This is a genomic window from Paenibacillus sp. VTT E-133291, assembly GCF_002264395.1.
In the GTDB taxonomy this organism is placed as follows: Bacteria; Bacillota; Bacilli; order Paenibacillales; family Paenibacillaceae; genus Paenibacillus_AQ; species Paenibacillus_AQ nitricinens.
Map to the genome: position 1 here is coordinate 63,322 of NZ_NFVA01000012.1, position 23,131 is coordinate 86,452.

The window sequence follows — 23,131 nt, forward strand, 5'->3', positions numbered from 1 at the left end:
CTATGATCTCCTCTACTCTCAAATTGGTTCTATTATAGCATATCTAGCACCTGTCCCTCCAAATAAGAGAGTCCGCCAAGTATAAACGCTCTCGGCGTCCTTTTAAGGACGGTGAGTGTTTAAGCGAGAAATATAAGACATAAAGTATAGCGTAAAACTTATACTTTCTTATATTTTAAAATAGTATGTTCTTAGTTTTAAACAAAAACGGTGAAGCAAAAAAATCTTCGCTTCACCGTTCATTATATAATTCTAACTCTCCCGTAAATGAACAATTAATTCGATATACGCTTTGCAGCGCTTTGTGCTGTAAGCTTAGCCTGCTTAACACAATCAGGCATTGCCACTCCATCATATCCTGCTCCAAAGACATATATCCCAGGAAGTGTGGTCTCAAGCTCCCTATGGAATTTAGAAAGATTGTCAAGATGTCCAACAGGATACTGTGGCATCGAATGTTCCGAACGAGTAATTTCCGTGAATATAGGTTTCGCTGTAATGCCCAAGATCTCTCGTAAATCCTTACTCACTAGTTCCGTAAGCGCCTCATCTGGAAGTTGAACATTCTGCTCATCTCCGGAGCGGCCTACATGACAGCGCATAAGCACTTTATCTTCCGGGCTCGTATGCGGCCAATTCGTAGACGTCCATGTACAAGCAGTAATATTGCGTCCTTCCTTACGTGGCACAAGAAAACCTGCTCCTGCATCATCAATTTCGATATCCTTCTTGTTGAAGGCCAAGACTAAGTTCGCAACCGATACATAATTTACTGCATCGAGTGCTGAAACATCCACATGTGGACGCAAAAGGTCGGCAGCAAAAGAATTTGGTGTGGTGATATATATTTCATCCGCAAGCAGCCGTTCGCCACTTTCCAGTTCTAGCTCATAGCGAGAAGCTTTAGTTTCTGTAGCATGTATAGAGACCACCGCAGCTTCAGTTCGCTGTTCTACATCGTGCAGTTCATGAATCAAGCCATGCACGAGACTTTGTAGTCCTTTTCGAAAGGTCAGAAAAGTGCTGTTCTTTGTGCTCGTTTTTGTCTTGGAGGAATTCCGTTCTTTGATGAATCCACGAATAAGACCACCATACTGCCGCTCTACTTCTCCAAACTGCGGAAAGGTAGCCTGTAGGCTGACTTTGTGTAAATCCCCAGCATACATACCGGCTAATAGCGGTTCGGTCAAATTCTCCATCACTTCAGTACCTAAACGTCGCTCAATCAGCTGTCCGAGGGATTCATCGACATTACTCCGCTTAGGAGGAAGGATCAGGTCCATCAGCGCGCGTACTTTTCCACCGAATGAAACCAGAGCACTTGATAGAAATGGCTTTAGTTCAGTAGGAATTCCAAGCACCAGACCGGTAGGCATAGGATGAAGCTTGTCACGCTGTAGTATATAGGTCTTCTCTGCCTTTGGATTTGTGTTCACCAGCTCGTGATCTAGCTCTAATTCCTTAGCCAATTCAATCATCTCTGTTTTGCTAGCTAAAAAAGAATCCGGACCTTTCTCAATCACAAATCCATCCCGGTGCAATGTTTCGATCTTCCCACCAAGAGTCTTTTCTTTCTCTAGCAGCACAATATCAGGTTTCATGCCGGCTTTTTTGTAAAACTTACGAATGTAAAAGGCGGCGCTGAGTCCACTCAGCCCACCGCCTATGATAACAATTCGCCTAGAGGGACCAGTCATGATTGACCGGCCGGCATTTGATTCAGTCTTGTACGAACAACATCGCTCAATACGGACATGTACGCAGGATCGCTGTTTAATGATTCAATCCGCATAAGACGCATATCCAGCTCTGAAGCTACGGCTGTTGCCTCGATATCAAGGTCATACAGCACTTCTAAATGATCGGATACGAACCCGATCGGTGCCACTAGAACATACTCTACCTGTTCCTTGCTAAGCTGTTGAAGAGTATCCAGAATGTCTGGTCCAAGCCATGGTTCAGCGGTCCGTCCTGCGCTTTGCCACGTAAACTGCCAATTGGTTATCCCCGCTTGATCTGCAATAGCCTTTGAAGTCTCCAATAGTTGATCTTTATAAGGATCCCCCATAGCTAGAATACGCTCTGGAAGGCTATGCGCGCTAAATAATACCCTTATCTCATCGCGAGTAGCACCTGCTTCGATATATTGATCTATTTTCGCAGTTACTCTCCGGCTTAGAACATCGATCAATACTGGGTGCATATGGTAGCTCTCCACAAAACCCATGTTGATTTTACATGCATCAGCCTTTTCCTGAGCACGTTTGATGTAGCCGCCCACGCTCATGCTTGAATAGTGAGGGGCAAGCACAACACCAACCGCTTGGGTAATCCCATCCTTTGCCATAGCCTCGACGCCGTCCTCAATAAACGGATAGGCATGCTTCAAACCCTGATAGCAGACAAATTCTACATCCGCCCCAGCTTTATCCGCGTTTAGTGCTGCCTGTAATGCAGCTACTTGACGGTCTGTATTCTCCCGCAGCGGGAATACACCCCCGACAATCGCTTCATAGCGATCTGTTAATTCTTTAAGCTGCTCCGCAGTCGGCGGATTACCTCGCCGAATATGAGTGTAATATGCTTCAACGTCTTCTAAGCTTTTAGGAGTGCCATACGACATGACGAGAACACCTATTTTTGCTGTCACGGATTCCATCCCCTTATAGATTTAATGGGCTATTTTTAAGAACGCAGTTTGGCTGATTCTTTCAATACTTCCTGTGAATATTCGTGAATATATTCCGTTAATTCTCTAAGCTTCTCTAAGGAAGCCTCCGGGAATAAGCCATGACCCAGATTGAAGATATATCCAGGCTCTTGTACCCCTTCATCAATTAGCTCTTTCGCGTGCTCCTTCAAGACGTCCATCGGCGCTGTAAGTAAATACGGGTCCAGGTTGCCTTGAATCGCAAATTTCCCACCTGTTCTGCGTCGACCTTCGGACAAGCTCACACGCCAGTCCACCCCGATTACATCCGCTTGAAGCTTCGTAAGACTAGGTAGCAATTCGCCAGAGCTCACACCAGGAAAGTATATTTTCGGTACATCAAGATCGGATAATTCGGAAAAAATACGAGAAACCGTCGGTAACACATACTTTTCAAAATCGCGTGGCGCAAGGGCACCGACCCAGCTGTCGAACAATTGAAACGCTTTTCCACCACTACGCACGTGACTGCGGAGGTAAGCGATAATCATATCGCCGAGCTTGTCCATCAGCATTTCCCAGACACGGGGTTCACTGTACATTAGCTCTTTAGTACGAATATATCCTTTGGAAGGTCTGCCTTCGATCAGATAGCTGGCAATTGTAAACGGTGCGCCTGCGAAAGTAATCAAGGGCACGTCCAGCTCCTTATCCAGAATTGCAATTGTCTCCAAAATATGTCCGAGATCGCCTTCAACATCAATGGGCTTCAGTCTCTCGACATCTGCTGCAGAGCGAATCGGATTCTCGATCACAGGGCCAATATCCTTGACGATATCAAATTTCACACCGATAGAAGCGACCGGATTCATAATGTCTGAATACAAAATAGCCGCGTCCACACCTAGCTTGCGCACAGGCATCAAGGTTACTTCAGCCGCCAACTCAGGCTGTTTGCAGATTTCAAGCAATGTGTACTTTTCCTTGATTTTACGGTACTCGGGATCATAACGGCCGGCCTGCCGCATGTACCATACGGGAACGTGCTCCGTCTCCTGCTTTCTGCAGGCGCGGATAAAAGTGTCGTTGTAGGTCATGATAAGATCTCCATTATATTTTATAGGATTTTTTAAAATAAACGCTTACCGTCCTAATAAGAACGCCGATGGCGTTTATGCTTGATCGGCATACTTACTATTATGCCCTTTTTAAAAGGTTGTAACAAGCAAAACGAAGATCGTGGAATGACAATCCTATGACATTACTATGACATGTATTGCACTTTTGAAGCTTAAAAAATGATATACTGATAAAATGTCTATTTTTCTGTGAATCATGTATTTTCTGAAATTCTTTGAAAGGAAGTGAAAGCACTTTGAAGAAATGGGAGACATGGAAGGTCAACCTCTTAGTGCTTTGGTTCGGACAATTCTTGGTAAATGCCGGAATGACGATGATCACACCGTTCCTGACCTTGTATCTTGCTAAGGATCTTGGAGTTCAGGGTGAGCATGAAATTGGAATTTGGGCGGGCCTTATTTTTGCCGCAAACTTTTTAACTTCATTCATTTTCCAGCCACTATGGGGGAAACTCGCTGACAAATATGGGCGTAAAATCATGCTCCTGCGCTCCAGCTTTGGCATGGCTATCGTTATGGTGTTAATGGGTTTCGCACAATCCCCTATACAGCTGCTCTTACTGCGACTGCTAAACGGTACAATCTCCGGCTTCAATCCCGCTTCCATCGCCCTCGTTTCGGGTACTACTCCCAAAGCACGCATGGGATTTTCGATGGGGCTGATGCAGTCGGGTTCTGTTGCAGGTACCATCCTTGGACCACTTATTGGTGGTTTTCTTGCTGATTTAATCGGATTTCGTCCGATCTTTTATGTCGTTGGCGCCTTGCTCTTTATCGCCTCTCTGCTGGCATTATTTCTCGTTAAAGAGAAATTTGATCGTGCAGAAGCGGCACAAGAGCCGCAGGTATCAGTAATGGAGGGCTTGAAGGAATTGATCAAAATCCCTCAGCTCCCGGCACTGTTTGGTGTAACCTTTTTGCTGCAATTTGCAATGATCAGCCCCATGGCCTTGTTGCCGCTTTATGTTGAAAAGTTAAATGGGCCTGCTGAGAATATAGCCTTTTTAGCTGGAATGGTCAGCGCAGTTACAGGGATCTCTAACATGATGGCTTCCCCCTTGCTCGGCAAGCTGAGTGACAAAGTCGGCGCGCATCGCATTCTGACCTACGCCTTAATCGGGGCTTCACTATTCCTGATTCCGCAGGCATTCGTTACTAGCGTTTGGCAGCTAATCATTGTCCGCTTTCTCATGGGGATTTTTATGGGCGGCCTATTGCCCAGCGTTAATGCGCTTATCCGGTCTTATACCCCTGACGGGAAAGAAAGCCGCGCATTCGGCTTCAACGGCAGCACATTGTCACTGGGCAATATGCTAGGAGCTATCATAGGCGGCTTTCTATCTGGTTATATTGGTATTGAGGGACTGTTTATCATCTCCGGAAGCTTGTTGCTGTTAAACACCGTATGGGTCCGGGTTAAGCTATACAAAGCTACTCCGCCACGGCTATTTCGCTAATCTTCTGCTATTTCACCATTGCCAACGCCAGTCCATCATAGGCTGGCAGACAAGTGCTGATCAGACGGTCATCGGTGGCGATCATTTCATTGAAATGCCGTACAGCCAGAATGGCAGGTCCATTTCGATCTGTATTTAGCGTCCGTCCGCGGAGAAAGATATTATCACCAGCAATGATCGCTCCTGGATTAGCCATCTTGATGGCATATTCCAAGTAATTGATATAGTTAATCTTGTCTGCGTCGATAAAGAAGAAATCGAACTTAGCTCCCTCTTCGTCCAGTGCCTTCAGGCTGTCCATAGCGGGTCCTATTCTATATTCCGTAGAATCCCCGAATCCGGCCAGTTCTAAATTACGGCGAGCAAGCTCGGCATAATCGGCCCTCAGCTCTAGCGAAGTCAGCGTGCCACCTTCAGTGAAGCCGCGAGATAAGCAAATCCCGCTGTAGCCGCCAAGTGCACCAATTTCCAAAATACGCGTGGAGCGGGACAGTCTAACAAGCATAGTGAGCAGTCTTCCATACCCCGGCTCGACAGACACCTCGGGCATACCCGATTGGACGATAGCTTCTTTTACCTGAAGCAGGATTTCATCCTCGGTATAAAGTTGTTCACTGTATTCTTCTTGTGTAAGCATAAAGTTTCTCCTTTGATGACCCCCCGTTTTCTCGAATGAAGGGATGACGGGGAAGATTTTATGATTTATGGAATGCCGGGCATTGTGAAGTGTCCCGCATTCCCCTATACTTGTATGGATGCTTTTCTTATGGTACTGGCTTTTCTTATTGTACTGGCTTTTTGTATTTATCTACAAGTTAAACGGAGTTGAGAGTATTTGAGCAAATTACAATTAATCGCTACTGCCCCCATGGGACTAGAAGCTGTAGTAGCGCGCGAATTAAACGAACTGGGTTATGAGACCACGGTCGAGAACGGTCGTGTATTGTTCAGTGGTGATTATATCGACATCTGTCGCTGTAATTTATGGCTGCGTACATCCGACCGCGTATTAGTAAAAATGGGTCAATTCCCCGCTAAAACCTTCGATGAGTTATTTGAGGGTGTTAAAGCGCTGCCTTGGGAAGACTGGATTCCCGAGAATGGAGAATTTCCGGTTGAAGGACGATCCCATAAATCACAACTAACGAGTGTACCCGCTTCCCAAGGGATTGTCAAAAAAGCTATCGTCGAGAAGCTGAAGCTCTCCTATCATACGGACTGGTTCCCAGAGAACGGACCTCGATATGTGATCGAAGTGATACTGTTAAATGATATCGCGCTTATTACGCTAGACACCACCGGACCCGCTCTTCACAAACGTGGATACCGCAGACAAGCTACAGAAGCGCCACTGAAGGAAACGATGGCCGCCGCTTTAATCCAGCTTAGCCGCTGGAATGGCCACCGGCCGCTATATGATCCATGTTGTGGTTCGGGAACATTGTTGATCGAAGCCGCGATGATCGCTTGGAACATCGCACCGGGACTACGTCGTTCCTTCCCTTCAGAACATTGGCCAGTCATTCCTAAGTATCTGTGGGAAGAAGCTCGCGAAGAAGCTTTCGATGCCGTGCGAGATGATTATCCCTTGCAGCTAACCGGCACGGATATCGATCCTGCTGCTATAGAAATTGCTGAAGCCGCTGCTAAAAGCGCCGGCCTGTCCGGAGAAATCACCTTCACCGTGATGGCTGCCGCCAAAGCAAGACCCCAAGGCGAATATGGCTGTATCATTACCAACCCCCCATATGGTGAACGGATCAGTAATGATAAAGAGGTGGAGAAGCTGACTCGCCAGTTTGGTGAAATGATGCTGTATCTACCGACTTGGTCATTCTTCGCGATTAGTCCCTATAAGGAATTCGAACAATATTACGGCCGTAAAGCGGACAAGCGTCGCAAGTTGTATAACGGACGTATTGAGTGTCAATATTATCAATACTTGGGTCCACTTCCACCTAGAAATCCGAAATAATTCGGAAGACAATTACGCCAAGCATGAACGCCTTCGGCGTCCTTATAAGGATGGTAAGCGTTTATGCGAGAAATATAAGAACGGACATCTCCCTCGACTGAGGACGGTGTCCGTTTCTTCTTACATACTCAACTTCTACGCTAGGAGGCTTTAACGTGTCACGAGATCTATTTAGTAGGAGCAGCTCATCGATAACGGATAGAATGATCACTATTGTCAGCTCCCGTTATATTGGTTACATCCTTTTTCTTGTCCTTATGCTCGCTAAGCTAATGTTTCTTCACAGCGGCCTGCATGCCCCTAATATTGATATGAACCGTCTCGATAAGCTAATTGCTATCGGTTCAGTTATGCTGTTATCATTTTGGGTGTTATGGCTCCCCCGACGTGGACAGACCATAGCCCTGATAATCATAAACGTGCTCCTGACATTACTTATTTATTCTGATATTGTCTACTATCGCTACTTTCAGGATTTCATCACCGTTCCTGTTCTTTTTCAAGCCGGACAGATGGATGCACTTGGCGGAAGTATCTTTGCACTACTCCGTCCCTCTGATCTCTACTTGTTCGCGGATTGGCTGATATTTCTGGTTTACACCATTTGCGTGGTGTTATTCCGTCGGAACACGCCTACCTATAATAATAAACAGCCAGCCTATTATGCTCGTACAAGTCATTTCCGTCCCTCTTCACGCTTAATGAGAGGACTAAAACAGAGCGTTAACGGAGTCGTTGCATTACTATTAGGCTGCATTCTGACCTTTGGTCCTATCCACTCTTACGCTACTACGTGGGCCAAGGGTTTATTCACTGGTAATTGGTGGAGCTTGGCGATGTATAACGTTACTGGACTCATTGGATTTCATGGTTATGATATTTACTTGTATACCAAAGATCATTTAGGCCCGCAGCCTGAGCTTTCACAAAAGGAAGCCAGCTCCATGAAGCTCTGGTTCAATGAACACAATGCTGAGCAAAGTGCTCTTAACGACAGCTTTGGAAAATACAGCGGAAGCAACATCGTTGTTATTCAGGCCGAAGCTTTTATGAATTTTGTAGTGGGACGTTCGATCAATGGACAAGAGGTCACACCTAATTTGAACGCTCTAATCAAAGAGAATACCTATTTCAGTAATTACTATCATCAGACCTCACAAGGACGAACCTCCGATGCCGATTTCGCCTCGAATGGTTCAATGTATCCGCTGGTCTCCGGCTCAGTATTTGTCCGTTACCCGGATCATCAATTCGACACGTTACCTGCCATTTTGAAGTCCAAGGGCTATAGCACCAATGCCTTCCATGCGTATGAAGGAAGCTTCTGGAATCGGCAGATTATGTATAAGGCGATGGGATATGACCATTTTTATAGCAAAAAAGACTTTAAGATCGACGAGCCTCTAGGCTGGTCATTGGGAGATAAATCATTCCTGCGGCAGTCCCTAAATATTATGGATTCTGCAGAATCGATCCAGAAGCCCTTTTACTCTTTTTTGACTACACTATCTAGTCATCACCCATATTCTCTCCCTGCGGCTAAACAAGGGCTTGATACCGGAGAGTTTAAAGGTACCATCTTCGGAGATTATTTGCAGGCTGTTCATTATACAGATGAAGCTCTAGGTGAATTGGTGAGTGATATGAAGCAGCGTGAGTTGTGGGATAACACGATCCTTGCCTTTTATGGTGATCATGATAACTCTATCCAAGACACCTCTTATTACGAACAATTTCTTGGTAAAAGCTTAAGCAAACTCGACATGCATCAAATTATGCATCAAGTTCCATTGCTCATTCATCTGCCGGATAATAACACCTCGGTGCTTGATTCTAATCCGGCTGGTCAATTGGATCTCACACCTTCCTTACTCCATCTGCTGGGGATCTCACAAGATCCTTATTATCTTATGGGTAATAATCTGTTCAGCGGCAAAGAGCGACTTGTGACACTGCGAACCGGTTCCTTTGCTAATGCGAAGAGATCCTATCTACCAAGTGATAATGGACAATTCAACAACGGCACCTGTTATAGCCTTGACAGCCGCGAAGCTATAGACGTTGCGGGTTGTAGCACCGGGTTCGAGACAAGCAAGCAAAGACTGCAAATCTCAGACGATATCATGAAATACGATGGCATCAAGATGCTCCGAAAAGAAGAATCCGCACCATAAATATTTGATTTTATAAACAAAAAGCCCTAGACTCCGTCATCAGAACGGGTTTAGGGCTTTTTAAGTTGATGGATAAGACCTCTGCATTATTTCTGAACGGCCGGTTGCTTGATAAAAGCTTCTACCTTCTTCAACACTTCTTCCTCTGTTGGAGCACTCACATAACGACCATTAACATATACAAAGGCCCGTTTGCCACATGGACCGCAGTACGACTTACAGCCGACCTTGATCTCTGCATCAGGCGCCATCTTTTGCAGTTTGGGTATGATACTTTTCAATTTCATAAAATTACATTCATCGCACACTTGTATATCGTTAGCCATGGAGCAACCCTTCTTTATGTCCCAAATTTAAGGCGAAACGTTTAGTGATCGCCGTGATTACCTTTAGATGGATTAGTAATAACAAAACCTTCTTCAGGAAGATATAAATAATCAACGACCACACCATCAAGAAGCGGTTGATTCGGATCAAGAATAACATCGATTTCTTTATCTGTCGAGACTACAACATCATTCTCATTAGGCGTGTCCAAATCCAATCCGTAGTGAGCATGATCACCGTGAGCATGCGTAATCGCTACGCGAAGCTTCAGCTCGCTGTTTCCTTCAAGTTCCATTTGTTTCTTTATCACTTTAGCCGCATTGCGGGTAATTTTGACCTTCATCTATCATCCATCTCCTAGTACTTAAATTAAATACTCAATTACTTATTTTAAAGGTAAATGATATCTAAAAGCAACTATATTAACAAATTAGATACACAATCCGAGCTAAATCTCACTTCACTGCCTTAGTTTCCGGCCTGAAGTGCCGGGTATTTCCGTCCCATCCGTGACACGAACCAGCCCATAAGGAGCATTGTCACACCAATATCATCGATCGGTAAAAAAGGCATGAAATCCGGCAACACCCAATAGAGCAGCACTGGGATTGTGAATAAAAGCTTGTCCCCTATTGCGACTTTTGGGGAGATCACATATCGCCAGGAACTACTGAAGATAGTAGACCATTGTTTCAGTGACAGCAGTTTTTTCAGTTTCATAGTGGCTCTCCTCCCAAGTAAAAAGGATACAGCCGCGGATAACGTGTAGTGACGACAGCGGCCATACCCTATGGTTTATGTTACGCAAGTTTACTGTAATTGTTTCATAATTTTTTCACATTGGATAGTATCGTTCCCAAAATCAGACCTGTTTCTAACGCCATATCCTCAAAATCTGCCAGTGGCAACGGATTTTTGCCGATCCCCAGCTCTACAGTAAATCCTGGTTTGCGAAAGGTTTGGATAAACCAATCCTTATATCCGGCATCGCTGCCCGTTAATTCGACTGCACGATAGCTACTCGCAGCCGCCAACCGTGTTGCTAATTCGCGGCTTTCGGGCGGCTCATATCCCCGGTAATTCCAGTAGATCTCTCCACCTTGGCTATGCAAAGACACTGCAGCTTCTCCGGGCGCGTTCTCAGCAAGTACCGCTAGAGCGGCTGCCTCAGGTTCACTTAACGCCTTAGGACCACTGTAATCACGCGGAGAGGGCCCGATTACACCACGGCGTTCCCGTTCCTCTTCCCAATGAGCAGGGAACTGATCCCCGAGATCCACACCGCGTATATTGGCCTTCCAATGGCGAAAACTCCGCCGTCCCCCGTTCCATATCATAAGGTCCTCATAATAAGGGTGGCCTGGTAAAACGCCCTCCTGCACTAACTCCACACCGTCTGGGTTTGCCATGGGTACAGCCCATAGGGTCCAATTATTGTACCATTCCTCTGGACAATGACCATTCCATGCCAAACCTTTAACATAAGCTGCCGCATACTCTTCTATGAACGACATCAGGCAAGGCGAGGTCAGCCATTCATTAGCATGTAGAGCCGCATTAACATGCAAATGACGGGTTCCCTTGCCTATTTTAAGCACATGAATTGGCTTGCCGAGCACACTGTTGCCAATTGGATGTGCTTGTATAAAAGGATATTGTGCAATCAGACTGCTGATGTCCTTCTCAACATCAACCGGACCGTACTCTCCACGTAAGAATACCACTCGCTCTGGAATCGGAGGTGGTATGACGAGCACTTTTCCCGGTGTACAGAAGCGCCCTGAGGACACACCTGGATTAAGCTTCTCCAAATCATCTAAACTCACATTGAATAATGACGTTATACGTTCAAGGTCGTCCCCTTCCTGCACCGCATATCTTTTACGTGGCGAAGACGGCAGAAATAAAACCTGACCCGGATATAAATAAGACTGTCTCCCAACCCATGGATTGCCTTGAATGACATGCTCAGGGGTTAATCCATGCAGGGCAGCAATTCGGCTTACGGTATCTCCCCTGCTTGCAATATATTGTCGCATTAGGTCTCATCCTCTCGGCCTTAAATTGCTGATACGGCGGATACAAAAATAGCAGCAAACAGCACTTAACTCTATTGTATGCAAGAGCCACTACCTTGCATGAAGGAGAAATGAATCACAAGAAGATAAAATAGGCTGGGAATTATGCTTCCCAGCCTATTTTATCTTACACTCCGTAGAGTTTGTCCCTATTCAATTCAACATTGCTCTGCTTATAACGTGGATACTTGCCATACTACTGGGGTGCGTTTAATTTGTTCTCCAAGCCAGTCACGGGCAATTCGCTGAAACATTTCTGCATCACCACTGCAAAAGAACTGATGAATTGGACTTTCATCCCCGATGGACAGCTTGCCTTTATCATATAAAATCGTGCTGATCTCACGAGCTGTCTCATCTGCGGAACTGATCAGTTTGACTCCCGGTCCCATGGTCTCACCAATAGGCTCAACAAGAAATGGATAATGAGTGCATCCTAAAATTAAAGTATCGATGTTATTATCTTTAATGCCTTCCAATGCCTGCTCTACAATTTCATAACTTTTCTCTGAGCGGAACATACCTTGCTCAACGAGTGGGACAAGCGCTGGGCAGGCTTGACTTACAACCTCAACAAAAGGAGACAGCTGCTTTAGTGCATTAGTATAAGCCCCACTGCCGATGGTTCCTATTGTACCGATCACGCCGACATGTCCGCTTTTGGTCGCGCTAATTGCAGCACGGGCTCCGGGATGAATCACCCCAATGACAGGAATAGAGACCTTGGCTGAGATATAATCGAGTGCCGCAGCTGTTGCGGTATTACAAGCGATAACAATCATTTTAGGATTAAACTGGATCAAATAATCTACAATTTGTTCTGTAAACAATGTTACTTCCTCGGTCGAACGGGGTCCGTACGGAGCTCGGGCCGTATCTCCGAAATAAATGATCTTCTCCCGCGGGAGTTGCCTCATCACTTCTTTGACAACTGTTAGCCCTCCCACACCTGAGTCTAATATTGCAATAGCTTGCTGCACGAACACACCGCTTCCTTCTACTTGTTTTGTGTAGCTTATGTAAGCCGAAAACAAAATGTACCTGACTTTCAGCCCCAATTGCAGATAATACTCCTTTTGGACTCTTTGTTCAAGACAAGACTTTTTACATTATTTCACAGGTCCTTAAAAATGAAATAAAAAAGCCACTCTCCGCCCAATGCGAAAAAGCGGCTCTATTAAAAGAGAATAAGTACTTTTTGACCGTAAAACCAAACACTCCATCCACTGTTTCATTATGCGATTTCGTTATTGTCCTTGTCATCTGTTTGAGCTTCTTCAAGGCTAGCTTCTTCACTGCTTACTTCAACACTAACAGGTAAAACCTCTAACTCCGTTACCTCTTCCAAAGTAGCCGCAGCCTCTTGAATCGTTTCTTCCGTAGCAATTCCACTTACTGCTACAGTAGCAGTATCTTCTTCTACAGCATTCGAACATGATTTGCTCCATTCGCGAACCTCATGGACTACATGACCTATAGAATCCTTAGCCTTGTCGTACAGCTCAACGCTCTTGTCTCCAGCCTGCACGGCAATTCCCTGTACCTTTTCAATGCCGGCAGCTGTTCCTTCCGCAATATCCTTGCGCAGCTCTTTACCTGGCTTAGGCGCGAACAGAAGTGCTGTCACTGATCCAACCACACTTCCGACTAAAGCTCCCCATAACAAACCTTTAGTGTCCTTTTTCATCGTTTCATCTCTCCTTTAAATTCATTGCTCCCCGCTCTACCGGGCTAATGCCTATATCTGCTATATCATAAGCAGCAGGAGTTTGTCTTGTGACTAATTATTACGACTTTTCAGAAGTTTTGTCTGTTACATTTTTGGGTGCAATTGCGTATCGGCAGCATTGTCCGCCTTCTGCCATACATTCACTTCGTGTAACCTTAGCACCCAGCAATTCCTCAAATAGGCTATGCTCGCATTGACAAGCTTTACGATACTGAGTAGCCACCTGGCGAATCGGGCAGTTGTATTCTCTTATGACAAACGAACCATCCTCTTCACGGTTCCACTCTGCCATATATCCACCGGCGTTTTGGATCGACGATAACTCAGCTACTCGTTCTTCCAAACTCCGGCGTTCCATCATTGGTGCATACTGTGTGAGCATCCGGCGACGGCGTCCCTCAAACAATGTATTAACAGCATCCAATCCACTGCCATAATCCAATTCACGCAGAAGCTCCAAAGCCAGATTGTGATAACTTTTTGGAAAATACTCTTCGGACTTCTCTGTTAAAGAATACATATGTAAAGGCCGCCCCATCGCTTGCCGAACCACTTTTGTCTTAGCAAGTCCCTCCTGCTCCAGCTGAAGCACATGGCGACGGACACCCATCTCTGTAATTCCCAATTCTTCTGCCAGCGCGCCGATGGTCAGTGGTCCTTTCGTCTTCAGGAGCGTCATAATCAAGTGCCTTGTCGATCCATTTTCCTGCCCCATCTTCATCATAAAGGAACCCCCTCTCTTTCACGGCTACCGCCTATTTTATATGATTCTATCTTATGCTATTATAGCGTTACACCGGACCCAAGTTCCTGATCCAAATAATTCCCTACTTCAACTGCAAACTTCTCTAGCACCTCTGAAAGGATTGGTGTGAGCGGGTGCAGCGCTTCTCTTTCCCAGGCAAAATAATCCTGCACGAGCGGCTTACGAAGTGCGACAAGCTCTATCAATCGCTCGTAGATCTCACTTTTACCTAGCACTTTTTCTTCATGTATGATTGAAATGATATCCTCATAACTTCCAGCATCGCGCATAATAAAACCGTCAATCAGACAACTACCAACGTCCGTAACCACCTCTATCGCCAGATGAAGGCAGCGTTCTTGTATTAGTCCGGTTAAAGTATTGCCATCCCATGAAGCTGTTACAGTCCGAAGACCCGTCGTTATATCTGGGATTTGAGCAAGAATGGTTTCGATTTGTTTGCGGTTGACATAATACACAGCAATACCCCCATGTCAAAAATAGTTAGAGAAATCTGCATTATCCCTACTTACCGCGTTTGCCGCGGCGTTTCAGCCAGAAGAACATAATGAAACATGCCGCAAGAAAAACGACCAAATAAGTTAACGCTTCCATCGGATACTCGAGCTCACGCATTCCTGTCACCGCTTCCGGTATAAAATGATGATGCTTGTTAATCAGTAGACCGCTTAAATTACGTAATCCACAGCAATTGAAAGTTCTTTAACCTCATTAATATGAGCTATAACTTCCTTGTGCGCCGGATGAACCTGATAAGCCTGTAAATCATCTAGAGAAGCTACCACCGTAACTAGAGCAATATCAAAGGATCGATCAGAATGAATGATATCAGCACCCACTTCAATCGAAAGGAGCTGCGGAATTTTACCTTCCATATTTCGCAGTACGGCTACCGTTGCCGCAACGCTTTCTTCGGACCGGTCCTTCAATTTAAAAAACACAATATGCTTGATCATTCTAACTCGCTCCCTGTTGTAATATTGTAATTAGATATTAAAAATATATCATAAGCTTACGTGTTCTGAAAGAAACTTAAAAGGTGATTACAGAAATAGCAGCATTAACCATTGCCGATGTACAGGAAAGTGTTGTAGTATATTTTTAAAAAATCGGAGGAATTATGCCTAGTAACCAACAAGAAACTCATAATATCCAGGCGTGGTCTCTGATCAACCGCAAATATCTTGGACAAGGCGTTCGTGTAAAAAGATTCCGCCGTCCAAAGCGTAGCCAGATTAGAAACCGTGTGTTACTTGCTGTATTGATGGCTAAGGATATCAAACTTTCAAAACTCGCAGAAGATCTGGGTATATCCTCTCGCAGCGTAAGTGCCTGGGTATACGAAGGTCGTATCCCTTCCAACAATAACATTGACAAGACCTGCCGCCTACTCGGGTACCCGCCCCACATTTTGTTTAATGAAGCACTGATTCGTCAAAGTCCAATTGTATGTCAACCAACACCTTCGCGATTTATGAAAAGAAGTATTACCAGTTCTCCACGTAGCAATGTGATTCTGACCGGTCTCTGTATGGTTTACGATTTTTCCGTTACCGATGTAAGTATTTGGATAGGCGTTCATCCCGGAACGTTTCGAAAATGGTTGCACAGCAGCCATCTGCCTACCCCTGCTCTGCAGGAAAAAGCCGAAGCCTTCTTCCGGATTCCACGCCATATTCTATTTGCAGACTGCGGAACGCTCTAATGTGATCACTTCGTTTATAAGTGCAATGCCAACCCTTTTTCATGAATTCATGAAAAGGGTTTTTTGCCATATTTTTTTCTCGAAAAAAGGTCATACTACTGCTTAGGTACCACGTACAGAACTAAGAACGGAACAGGAGGCGTAAGATGAGACTTGACGGAATACTATCTGAAGGCTACACCGATACTTGGGACGTGGCCCCTGGTGTCATCGGACTGCGAACCATGTTCGTAAATTGCGCATTCATCGGCCAGCCCCATTCGGACTGGATCATTGTAGATACGGGGCTAAGCTCATACACAGACCATATTATTGATTTTGCTAAGGAGAAGTTTGAGAAGCCTCCGGTGGCAATTGTCTTGACGCATGGGCATTTTGATCATATCGGGGGTGTGAAAAAGCTTATTGAGGAATGGAATGTACCCGTTTATGCTCATCCACTAGAGCTTCCTTATTTAACAGGTAAAGCGGATTATCCGCCAGCCGATCCGGCCGTAGGCGGTGGACTGATGAGTATGGTGTCCTCATTATTCTCCCATCATGGCATCGACCTTGGATCAGCCATCCATCCGTTGCCGGAAGACAGGACCGTCCCTGGAGCACACGGCTGGAAATGGGTCCATACTCCTGGACATAGTCCGGGACATATTTCCCTGTTCAGACCAGAGGATAAGGTGCTAATTGCTGGTGACACTTTCCTTACGGTCAAACAAGAATCGGTATTCGCTGTGGCGACTCAGCATCAGGTGGTGCATGGCCCTCCCTCTTATTTCACGACAGACTGGGAAGATGCGGAAAAGTCGGTCCGCACCCTTGCACTGCTCAATCCTCATATCGTTCTCTCTGGACATGGGGTACCGATGGAGGGTGAAAAACTATCTACTCAGCTTGCTCATTTATGCAAAAATTTCAAAGAAATGGCGCTGCCGGGTCAAGGAAAGTTTGTGTAAGTAAGGTGCTTTTATCATTCAACTAGAATTAGGGAAAAAGTCCCTATTTATCCGGGCGAGCATCCCTCTCAAAGCATAATCCGGGAAAAACTCCCTTTAATTCACTTGAAATAGCCAATTCAAAGGATATTCAACGAATTATTAGGGAGTTTTTCCCTTAAAACCATGGATTTCAAGCAATATTTGCTAAATTTCAGGGAGGTTTTCCCTCATTATCAGCGAAACAACTAAATATCACGTTCCGGGGAAATTGAGAGTTGCTCCACTTCTTAGGTGTTGAAAGTGAATGGAGACTTACGTGCGACTATATATCTAAGTATGTATTGATGAGTCCTTCCTAATGGCCCATGTACCTTCGTATTTCGTCCATATCCTGAACCGGGGACTAGAACCGACTTCACATTATGTTGCCGAAAATTATCCCTTACTGCCTAAGCTGTAGGACTCGGCTCACTCCCCCAGATCATGCCTTCTTGCGCAAATCTTCGACTCCAATATTCGGACATAGATGTTCTTCCTCACCTCACATCAGCTTCCCAGCACCCTATACCAATACTTATAAATCTCCTTAAAGCCCAGTTTGTCATACAAGGCTGAAGCTCCAGCATTAGCTTGTACCACTTGCAGGAAAGAGGTCTTAGCTCCCCGTGATTTCCCCCAGTGAAGCAAGGCCAGCAATAATTGCTCTGCCATCCCCTGTCTACGGTATTCCGCAGCAGTGACAATATCATACAGACCCATGTATCCGTTCTGAATCACGCCAAGACCACAAGCGGTAGGAATATCATTGTTGAACAATATGACATAACCCTGCTTCAAATGCGAGGCGGACAACATTCTGGTTAAGGTTTCCCGATTCTTATCGGACAGCTCGGTAAGCTCACTGAATACGTTTAGCCACGCTTCAGTCAAGTTCTCCTGCACCTGAACCGTATAACATAAATCAGGGGTCGCTAAGTCCTCCAGATCAAGCACTCTTACTGATGAAGGCTCCGCTATGCTGTAACCACGATCAGCTAGCTTCTCATCAAGGCTTGCAGGCTGGATGTAGGGAGTTATTTTAAAGACTGGCTTTAGTCCAGCATGTTCATAATACTGCTCCGCAAGCTTGATCTGATCGCCTAAATCTGCCGTACAGCGCTCAGCCCCATATAACGGATTCACCGAATTAGCCCTTTTGGTATAACCCGCTGCCGTACGTAGAATCCATCCATTCAAAAGCAGGCTCTGTTCTGCAGGCCAAGTATTCAGTGTGATTTCTTCTATGAATTTATACAGCTTAATCCTCTCCTTTCGAGGCACGTTTGTTACGCATCGCTGGCAACAGCTTTACAGCACTTTCCTCTCCTTGGGTTGTAAAATGGTCATATTGGGGGGACTCTTTGCCATATAGAGCAATTTTGCCATCACTGTTAAAATGAACTCCCCAACCAAACCGCTTCGGCAGCAATGACGCCCGCAGGCAAGGGTGGTTTCTGGAAAATAGCTCGTTCCATATTTCCTCCTTACGAGTCACTCGATCTTCTAGTGGGATTTGTTTATGACGCACATGAACCTCATATAGAAGTTCTTCATGGTTGTATTGGTAAGGTTCATGAATAAGCAGTTCATATTGAATTACATGTGCAGGCGGGAGTGTTCGACAAGACATCGGAGGTACCCCGGTCTCCTCTGGACAATCCTCTGCTACACGAATAAAAGTATCGGTATAGCTCATTTGCAACGCCTCCATACGAAATAGATATATATTCCTTATATGATAAGTCATCTTCCTATTCTAAGCATAGCCGATTTTTCTAAGGTCCATATAATTGAAGCAGCAAAAACGGCCAATCCTCTAAATGACGAAGGATTGACCGTTCTCTTTGTATTCTCTAATTAGCAAAGCTGGCTTCTACCAGCTCGACTTTGTGATCCCGGGAATTTGACCTTTATGTGCCAATTCACGGAATACAATCCGAGAAACTTTGAATTTCCGCAAGTAGCCCCGAGGTCTGCCGGAGACTTGACATCTATTTTTTTGACGAGTTGCGGAGGAATCACGTGGCAGCTTTTGCAAAGCCATGTAGTCTCCTTTTTCTTTTAGTTCTTTTCTTTTAGCTGCATATTTTGCGACTAGCTCTTGTCTCTTCAATTCTTTCACAACTTTTGATTTCTTGGCCATTGTGGTTCTCCTTCCACTTCTGTATGTTCTACTCGTTTAATGCACTTTTCAAGGCTGCCAGGTTCTGACGCATGATCCCTAAATAATCCAGGTTCTGACTACGATCCTCTTCTGTTAATCCTTCAATCGGGTTTAGAACGGCTGTTTTGGCACCAATCTCCTTAGCGATCGTATCTGCCACACTTGAGGATACAAGCGTCTCGAAGAATATCGTCTTCACCTTATGCTCTTTCGCAAACTCCACAATCTTGCTCATATTCGCTGCAGAAGGTTCCTGCTCCGGAGACAATCCGGCAATTGGGACCTGAGTTAATCCATACTGCTTGGCAAGGTAACCGAAAGCCGCATGCTGGGTGATGAAATCCTTACGTTTAGTCTCCTTAAGTTCATCCTTAAACGCTTGATCCAGCTGCTCCAGCTTAGCTACATAAGCATCTGCATTCGCCTTGAAATCCTTAGCGTTGTCAGGTGCAGCCGCAGATAAAGCCGCTTCAATGTTACGCACTTCTTGAATAGCAAGCACTGGATTGAGCCACACATGCGGATCTAGTCCACCATGATCATGCGAATGCTCTTCGTGAGCATGTTCACCTTCTTCGTGAGCATGTTCACCTTCCCCATGGTCGTGGTCCGCTTCTTCCTCTTCTGTCCCTTCCATAATGTCCAAGCCCTTGCTGGCCTCTACCGTGATTAATGATTTTCCGGATACACTTTCCAGTACTTGATCCACCCAGCCTTCCATTCCAGCGCCGTTATAGATCAGCATATCCGCATCTGAGATTTCAGCCATATCCTGAGCGGTTGGTTCCCAATCATGCGGCTCAATTCCAGCTGGAATGAGTGCTTCTACTTCTGCCAGATCACCTGCCACATTTTTCGTAAACTCGTAAATCGGATAAAAACTGACTTTAATATTTAATTTCGAGGCTTCTGGAAGTGCAGTAACTTCTGCGGCTCCAGAAGCATTCGAAGCAGTAGAATTAACTGCATTATTGTTACCGCAGCCTGCGGCAAAAAGTAAGGTGGATAGAGACAAAATAGCTAGATGATGCATTCTAAATTTCATTGAGAGATATATCTCCTTTTCTGGAAATAGATTTTTGAATGTGACGACGATTTTTAAGCCTGATCAGCTTCTGTACCAAGATTGCAATTAACAAAAAAGATAGCAAGATAAGCGCAATTGTCCCACCCGGCGGTGTATTGATGTAATAAGAGGCACTGAGTCCACTAAACACACCAAGCAGTCCTACGCTAATCGAGATCCATATAGCTGTCGCAAAACCTGACGCGATACGCAAAGCGATCGATGCTGGCAAAACAATAAGTGCTGAAACCAATAAAACCCCAACAACTGGCATTGCAGCCGCTACCGTCATCCCAGTGAGTACCGCAAACGAAAAGGATAACCAGCCTACATGAACTCCACTGATAGTAGCGGTTTCTTCATCAAAGGTCAGATTATACAGAGATCTGCGAAAAACAATAAAATAGAGCAGGCCGATTACAGCTACGAGAGCAATAATCATCAATTGGGTATCGCTGACCGCAACAATGGAACCAAACAGGTAGGAGCTGAAGCTTTTACTCAAATTCTGCTTTAAGCTCATAAGCACAACTGCCAACGCCAGTCCAGAGGTCATAATAATAGCTACCGGAAGCTCGCTGTATGTACGATAGGAACGTCGAAGCTGTTCGATAACAATACCGCCAAGAATCGCAACCATGAAACCACTTAATGCTGGATTAAGCTGCAGGATCGAACCTAGGGCTACTCCTGCAAGTGATACATGAGAGAGGGTATCTGCCATGAGCACCTGACGGCGAAGCATGAGATACACCCCGAGCAGTGGACCGATAATGCCAATTAACCCACCGGCCCAAAATGCACGTTGCATGAATTCGTAACTAAACATTGCCACCCTTCGTCCTCCTTTCGTTCCAAGCTGATCACCGTATCAAGATAGGAACTGGTCTCTTCCAGAGCATGTGTCACCATGATTACCGTTCGACCGTGTTCACTGACAACGTGGCGCATTAGCTTATAGAACCCTATGCGGCTGTCCAGATCCATTCCTGTAGTGGGTTCGTCCAGAACCAATATCTGCGGCTGCTGTGCCAAGGCACGGGCGATACAGATCCTCTGCTTTTGACCGCCTGACAGCTCTCCTATCCTCCGGTCTCGCAAATGCCACATATCCACCTGCCTTAAACTTCGCTCAACGATTTCGTCCTGCTCCGGTGTGAACCGTCTAAATAACCCCAGCCTTGGGTAACAACCTGAGCGAACCAGTTCAATCACCTTGCTTGGGAACCCCGCGTTAAAAGAAGCTACCTGCTGTGGTACGTACCCGATAACCAGCTTCCCGTTATCCGACAGCGCTTTATTCAAATGTACCGTTCCACTCCATGGACGGAGCAGGCCGAGCATAAGCTTCAACAGGGTGGTCTTGGCAGCCCCATTAGGTCCTGTTATCCCAATAAACTGTCCGGTATGAATCTCTAGTGAAATGTTATCAAGTACAGGTTCATCCCCATACCCGAACACTACATTTCGCATGGATGATAGGATCATATGCCTCGCCTCCCTTCTGACTGATTATGTCTGCCTTGCTTTCAAATCGTAAGTTTTACGATTAACAAAATTGATAATATCGTAATCATTACGATTTGTAAACCCAAATCCAGAAATTAATCGTAATAGTAACTATTATTTACTTGGGCATATAGCAAAAACCGGAATTCCAGCCTGCTGGATCCCGGTTTTTCATCTCTAACTCCCTATAGTTCTACTCTTCAGCGGCTGCTAGAAGCTCCTCAACAGGCCATGGTAATGGATTGTTAAACTTGGCCCAATCCAGCTTCAGTTCTTCGGCTGTCAGCAGACATCTGTCCAATCTGGCTTCGAGCTGAGCTTGATCCATGTTTACACCGATAAATACAATTTCATTAATTCTATCACCCCACTGCTCGTCCCATTTCGCCCGCAGCTCAGGTTCCTCTTCCAGTACCTCCAGCTGTTGCTCTTTAGGCATTGTAGCCAGCCAGTAACCGGCAGGTCCGAACTGAATCGAAGGTCCTGCCTGACTTAAAGTAGCTGCAAGATCCCCTTTGGCCGCTACCCATACTACTCCTTTTGATCGAACAACCTCTTCCGGCCAGTTGCTAAAGAAAAAACTTAATCTTTGCGGATGGAAAGGTGTTCTCTGACGATAGACAAAAGAGGATATCCCATATTCCTCTGTCTCAGGGGTATGCGACTCCTTATTCAGCTCCGCAACCCAGCCCGAAGACAAGCTTGTTTTGTCAAAATCAAACAATCCAGTATTCAGAATCTCCTTCGGATCGACTACACCGTTAACCGTGCGGATAAGCTTGGCCATTGGCTGCAGTTTACGGAGCACAGCTTCAAGCTTGTTGAGTTCATCTTCTTGCAGCAGATCACACTTATTCAGCAGCAGCACATCACAGGTTTCAATCTGATCAATCAGCAGATCTACAATATCGCGGAAATCTCCCTCACCAGCCGTTTGATTACGATCTATTAGACTATCCCCAGAGGAGAAGTCATGCCAGAAACGCCCAGCATCCACTACCGTCACCAGCGTATCCAATTGAGCAAGTGAAGTTAAATCGATATCTAGCTCGGGATTCGCGTAGGTAAAGGTCTGGGCTACGGGTACCGGCTCACTAATGCCAGAGGATTCAATCAGGATGTAATCAAATCGTCCCTCAGCAGTTAGCTTTTGCACTTCAATAATTAAATCATCCCGAAGTGTACAGCAAATACATCCATTAGACATTTCAACCAGCTTCTCTTCGGTTCTGGACAGCGTATTTCCCGACTTCACCAGATTTGCATCCACATTCACTTCACTCATGTCATTTACTATAACGGCCACTTTAAGCCCGTCACGGTTATGCAAAATATGATTCAGCAGCGTTGTCTTCCCAGAGCCTAAGTAGCCACTGAGCACAGTAACCGGGATTTTTTTCATTCAGAACACTCCTATCATT

Annotated in this window: 25 protein-coding genes; 5 read left to right on the plus strand and 20 right to left on the minus strand. The window is 45.4% G+C overall.

Going from position 1 to position 23,131, the window contains the following annotated elements:
• Positions 1-275: 275 nt before the first annotated feature.
• The 3 genes from hemG to hemE are packed head-to-tail and all read right to left on the minus strand — an operon-like array spanning position 276 to position 3,747.
• Positions 276-1,697, minus strand: a complete 1,422-nt coding sequence (hemG, locus tag CA598_RS07930; protein ID WP_094876152.1) for a protoporphyrinogen oxidase — start codon at positions 1,695-1,697, stop codon at positions 276-278.
• A complete protein-coding gene (gene hemH, locus CA598_RS07935; RefSeq protein ID WP_094876153.1) occupies positions 1,694-2,650 on the minus strand; it encodes a ferrochelatase in 957 nt (318 codons plus the stop codon). Before hemH ends, hemG begins: the two co-directional genes overlap by 4 nt.
• Before the next feature lie 35 nt (positions 2,651-2,685).
• On the minus strand, positions 2,686-3,747 hold the full coding sequence (gene hemE / locus CA598_RS07940) for a uroporphyrinogen decarboxylase (RefSeq protein WP_094874395.1): 1,062 nt from the start codon (positions 3,745-3,747) through the stop codon (positions 2,686-2,688).
• 278 nt (positions 3,748-4,025) lie between these two features.
• On the opposite strand from hemE, the gene CA598_RS07945 reads away from it, so the two are divergent.
• Positions 4,026-5,246, plus strand: a complete 1,221-nt coding sequence (locus tag CA598_RS07945; RefSeq protein WP_094876154.1) for an MFS transporter — start codon at positions 4,026-4,028, stop codon at positions 5,244-5,246.
• Between the two features lie 7 nt (positions 5,247-5,253).
• Here CA598_RS07945 and CA598_RS07950 read toward each other — a convergent pair whose 3' ends face one another.
• Positions 5,254-5,883 carry an O-methyltransferase gene (locus CA598_RS07950; protein WP_094876155.1) on the minus strand — a complete coding sequence of 210 codons (630 nt, stop codon included), beginning with the start codon at positions 5,881-5,883 and terminating at the stop codon, positions 5,254-5,256.
• Positions 5,884-6,081: 198 nt separating this feature from the next.
• On the opposite strand from CA598_RS07950, the gene CA598_RS07955 reads away from it, so the two are divergent.
• The gene (locus tag CA598_RS07955) at positions 6,082-7,221 is read left to right on the plus strand and encodes a THUMP domain-containing class I SAM-dependent RNA methyltransferase (RefSeq protein ID WP_076283187.1); all 1,140 of its coding nucleotides are present in this window, start codon (positions 6,082-6,084) and stop codon (positions 7,219-7,221) included.
• A gap of 203 nt (positions 7,222-7,424) precedes the next feature.
• Positions 7,425-9,395: an LTA synthase family protein gene (locus CA598_RS07960; RefSeq protein ID WP_094876178.1), complete on the plus strand. Its 1,971-nt coding sequence runs from the start codon at positions 7,425-7,427 to the stop codon at positions 9,393-9,395.
• Between the two features lie 86 nt (positions 9,396-9,481).
• Here the strand turns inward: CA598_RS07960 and CA598_RS07965 are convergent, their stop codons facing one another.
• The 9 genes from CA598_RS07965 to CA598_RS08005 form a co-directional block, all read right to left on the minus strand.
• Positions 9,482-9,721 carry a YuzB family protein gene (locus tag CA598_RS07965; protein ID WP_042126265.1) on the minus strand — a complete coding sequence of 80 codons (240 nt, stop codon included), beginning with the start codon at positions 9,719-9,721 and terminating at the stop codon, positions 9,482-9,484.
• Positions 9,722-9,762: 41 nt separating this feature from the next.
• Positions 9,763-10,065, minus strand: coding sequence for a HesB/IscA family protein (locus CA598_RS07970; RefSeq protein WP_042126263.1), 303 nt, complete (start codon positions 10,063-10,065; stop codon positions 9,763-9,765).
• 125 nt (positions 10,066-10,190) lie between these two features.
• Complete coding sequence (locus CA598_RS07975) at positions 10,191-10,442, minus strand: hypothetical protein (RefSeq protein WP_094876156.1); 252 nt, start codon at positions 10,440-10,442, stop codon at positions 10,191-10,193.
• Positions 10,443-10,546: 104 nt separating this feature from the next.
• Complete coding sequence (locus CA598_RS07980; protein WP_094876157.1) at positions 10,547-11,761, minus strand: M14 family metallopeptidase; 1,215 nt, start codon at positions 11,759-11,761, stop codon at positions 10,547-10,549.
• Between the two features lie 212 nt (positions 11,762-11,973).
• Entirely contained in the window at positions 11,974-12,780 is an 807-nt protein-coding gene (gene racE / locus CA598_RS07985; RefSeq protein ID WP_042193608.1) for a glutamate racemase, read from the minus strand.
• A 254-nt stretch (positions 12,781-13,034) separates the two neighbouring features.
• Entirely contained in the window at positions 13,035-13,487 is a 453-nt protein-coding gene (locus tag CA598_RS07990) for a YtxH domain-containing protein (protein ID WP_094876158.1), read from the minus strand.
• Positions 13,488-13,587: 100 nt separating this feature from the next.
• Positions 13,588-14,253 (minus strand): helix-turn-helix transcriptional regulator, encoded by a 666-nt coding sequence (locus CA598_RS07995; RefSeq protein ID WP_094876159.1) that lies wholly within the window; start codon positions 14,251-14,253, stop codon positions 13,588-13,590.
• Positions 14,254-14,312: 59 nt separating this feature from the next.
• Complete coding sequence (locus tag CA598_RS08000; protein WP_042186787.1) at positions 14,313-14,753, minus strand: DUF86 domain-containing protein; 441 nt, start codon at positions 14,751-14,753, stop codon at positions 14,313-14,315.
• Positions 14,754-14,963: 210 nt separating this feature from the next.
• Complete coding sequence (locus CA598_RS08005; RefSeq protein WP_042126253.1) at positions 14,964-15,251, minus strand: Dabb family protein; 288 nt, start codon at positions 15,249-15,251, stop codon at positions 14,964-14,966.
• 164 nt (positions 15,252-15,415) lie between these two features.
• Here CA598_RS08005 and CA598_RS08010 point away from each other — a divergent pair, with 164 nt between their 5' ends.
• Entirely contained in the window at positions 15,416-16,000 is a 585-nt protein-coding gene (locus CA598_RS08010) for a helix-turn-helix domain-containing protein (RefSeq protein ID WP_094874387.1), read from the plus strand.
• Between the two features lie 146 nt (positions 16,001-16,146).
• On the plus strand, positions 16,147-16,950 hold the full coding sequence (locus CA598_RS08015; RefSeq protein WP_094874386.1) for an MBL fold metallo-hydrolase: 804 nt from the start codon (positions 16,147-16,149) through the stop codon (positions 16,948-16,950).
• Positions 16,951-17,478: 528 nt separating this feature from the next.
• On the opposite strand, the gene CA598_RS08020 is transcribed toward CA598_RS08015, so the two are convergent.
• The 7 genes from CA598_RS08020 to CA598_RS08050 all read right to left on the minus strand — a co-directional run bounded on the left by CA598_RS08020 (position 17,479) and on the right by CA598_RS08050 (position 23,112).
• The gene (locus CA598_RS08020) at positions 17,479-18,252 is read right to left on the minus strand and encodes a GNAT family N-acetyltransferase (RefSeq protein ID WP_094876160.1); all 774 of its coding nucleotides are present in this window, start codon (positions 18,250-18,252) and stop codon (positions 17,479-17,481) included.
• Positions 18,230-18,667, minus strand: coding sequence for a DUF6157 family protein (locus CA598_RS08025; RefSeq protein ID WP_094876161.1), 438 nt, complete (start codon positions 18,665-18,667; stop codon positions 18,230-18,232). Before CA598_RS08025 ends, CA598_RS08020 begins: the two co-directional genes overlap by 23 nt.
• A 177-nt stretch (positions 18,668-18,844) precedes the next feature.
• Positions 18,845-19,114, minus strand: coding sequence for a 30S ribosomal protein S14 (rpsN, locus tag CA598_RS08030; protein WP_094876162.1), 270 nt, complete (start codon positions 19,112-19,114; stop codon positions 18,845-18,847).
• 28 nt (positions 19,115-19,142) lie between these two features.
• Complete coding sequence (locus CA598_RS08035; protein ID WP_094876163.1) at positions 19,143-20,180, minus strand: metal ABC transporter substrate-binding protein; 1,038 nt, start codon at positions 20,178-20,180, stop codon at positions 19,143-19,145.
• The gene (locus CA598_RS08040; protein WP_094876164.1) at positions 20,170-21,036 is read right to left on the minus strand and encodes a metal ABC transporter permease; all 867 of its coding nucleotides are present in this window, start codon (positions 21,034-21,036) and stop codon (positions 20,170-20,172) included. The genes CA598_RS08035 and CA598_RS08040 overlap by 11 nt, the downstream gene beginning before the upstream one ends.
• Entirely contained in the window at positions 20,982-21,689 is a 708-nt protein-coding gene (locus tag CA598_RS08045) for a metal ABC transporter ATP-binding protein (RefSeq protein WP_094876165.1), read from the minus strand. Before CA598_RS08045 ends, CA598_RS08040 begins: the two co-directional genes overlap by 55 nt.
• Before the next feature lie 214 nt (positions 21,690-21,903).
• Positions 21,904-23,112 carry a GTP-binding protein gene (locus CA598_RS08050; RefSeq protein ID WP_094876166.1) on the minus strand — a complete coding sequence of 403 codons (1,209 nt, stop codon included), beginning with the start codon at positions 23,110-23,112 and terminating at the stop codon, positions 21,904-21,906.
• Positions 23,113-23,131 lie beyond the last annotated feature (19 nt).